Source organism: Weissella sp. DD23, assembly GCF_001579105.1.
Lineage (GTDB): Bacteria > Bacillota > Bacilli > Lactobacillales > Lactobacillaceae > Weissella > Weissella cibaria.
The window spans coordinates 194,254-196,437 of the sequence record NZ_KQ970393.1 but is presented as its reverse complement, the minus strand read 5'-3'; the positions used below and the strand labels follow the sequence as shown (position 1 = coordinate 196,437).

Sequence of the window (2,184 nt, the reverse complement as noted above, 5' to 3'; positions counted from 1 at the left end):
CAAATCGGGAGATTGGCGGCTTTTGAGGCTGAGACAGAGACTTCTGTCCCAGTCTCGTTTTTTCATTATTGATGTGCAGCAACAAATGCTTTGAAGTTTGGCATTACAGTATCAAGCCAGTCAATGGTGCTGGCATCGGTAATGTTGTTATCTGCATCAAGCTTTGCGTGGCCACCGCCGACCATGACGTCATTCCCCATCAAGACAGGTGATTGCATCGCAAATAAGATATCACGTAGGTGTAATTGGGCATGGATAGTCCCTAAGAAGCCAGGGGTGGTGCCCATGATCATTGATGGCTTGCCAATCATGACCTTATCAACGCGTGACAGCCAGTCAATGGCATTCTTCAATACGCCAGGAATTGAATGGTTGTATTCTGGTGTGACCCAAATAACCCCGTCAGCTGCTTTGACGGTTTGCTTAAAGTCGATTACCACTTGTGCTGGGGTGAGTTCATCGTCCACGTTGTACATGGGTAAATCATTAAGTGTTAAGACGTCAATTGTGACGTCATCGGTACCGTAGCGCTTGGCGATGGCTGCAGCTAAACGGCGGTTTAAAGATGTCTTGCTGTTCGAACCAACAATGGCAACGTAATGCATAGTCTAAATCCTCCTAAAAAATCACCTATTAACAGTAGACCTAAAGCTTACCTTTGGTCAATGGTGGAGACGGGTCAATTCACTTCCGACATGTTAGAATAGTACTTATCATATAGAAAGAGTAGACGGTAAGTCTTTGTAGAACGAAATGGCTGAAGAAAAAAAGCGCCGTCCTTATCAAGGTAAGCCTGGTAAGGGTGGCAACAATCAAAATCGTGGCAAGTTTGTTCCACGTGGAACACGTGGGCCACGTCGCGATAATCGCAACCAACAAAACGTTGAAGTAAACGTTGGTGACAAGCTATTGATTACCATTAAGCGTTTGGGAATCAATGGTGAAGGAATCGGATATTATAAGCGTAAGATTACCTTTATTCCAGGTGCTTTACCTGATGAAGTGGTCGATGTGGTTGTGACGAATGTGACGGAAAAGTTTATCGAAGCGCGTATTCGTAAAATTAAGCAACGCTCACCACAACGTGTTGAACCTGTTGATAATCAAGAAGTGGGTGGTTTTGAATTAGAGCACTTGGCTTACGATGGTCAACTCGAATTTAAGCGGGATGTCATTCGTCAGGCGTTGGAAAAGTACAAGCCTGAAGGATACGAGCAATTTGATTTACGCCCAACCATTGGGATGGATGAGCCGGACGGGTACCGTAATAAAGCCCAGTTCCCGGTTCGTGAAGTAAATGGTCAGTTGGCGGTCGGTATGTATAAGCGCAACTCACACGACTTAGTGGACTTGCCCAAGGTATCAACGCAACACCCAGCGACACTTAAGGTTGTACGTAAGGTGCGTGATATTTTGGCTGATATGGAGATGCCAATTTACAACGAACGCAAGAACTCAGGCATTGTTAAGACGTTGATTGCCCGCGTATCTGAGACAACTGGTGATGTCCAGTTGACGATCGTCACGAATGGCAAGTATTTGCCAAGTGCTGATGAATTGATTGCCCGTATTAATCAAGAGTTGCCAGAGGTGGTATCTGTTCACCAAAACATCAATTCGGATAAGACGTCTCTTGTTTGGGGCGAGGATACGAAGTTGTTGTGGGGTAGTGAATACATTACGGAGACGATTAACGGTAAGACGTTTAAGTTGTCACCCCGTGCGTTTTTGCAATTGAACCCACGCCAAACGCAACGTTTGTATAACGAAGCAATTTCAGCCTTGGACTTAACGCAAGCCGATAAGTTGATCGACGCCTATTCAGGTGTCGGCACGATTGGTATTACACTAGCCGATCACGCTGGTGAAGTTCGTGGGATGGACACAGTGCCAGAAGCCATCGATGATGCCAATGAGAATGCTTTGGATAATGGCGTTAAGAATGCAGCATACTACACGGGTGCGGCAGAAGATTTGATTCCACGCTGGGCAAACGAAGGCTGGGTCGCGGATGCATTGGTCGTCGACCCACCACGTACCGGCTTGGATGAAGAATTGCGTTTGACGATTTTGGACACGCAACCAGATAAGTTTGTGTATGTGTCATGTAATGCTTCAACGTTGGCCCGTGATTTGGTCGACTTGACGCGCGTTTATAACGTTGAATACATTCAATCAATTGAT

2 protein-coding genes are annotated in these 2,184 nt (G+C 45.9%); one reads left to right on the top strand and one right to left on the bottom strand.

From position 1 onward, the window contains the following. Nucleotides 1-65 precede the first annotated feature (65 nt). Nucleotides 66-605 (bottom strand): NADPH-dependent FMN reductase, encoded by a 540-nt coding sequence (locus tag WEIDD23_RS06960; protein ID WP_010373271.1) that lies wholly within the window; start codon nt 603-605, stop codon nt 66-68. A 148-nt stretch (nt 606-753) separates the two neighbouring features. Here WEIDD23_RS06960 and rlmD point away from each other — a divergent pair. Beyond that, nucleotides 754-2,184: 23S rRNA (uracil(1939)-C(5))-methyltransferase RlmD (gene rlmD, locus WEIDD23_RS06955; protein ID WP_242865458.1), on the top strand; the 1,431-nt coding region annotated here is incomplete at its 3' end.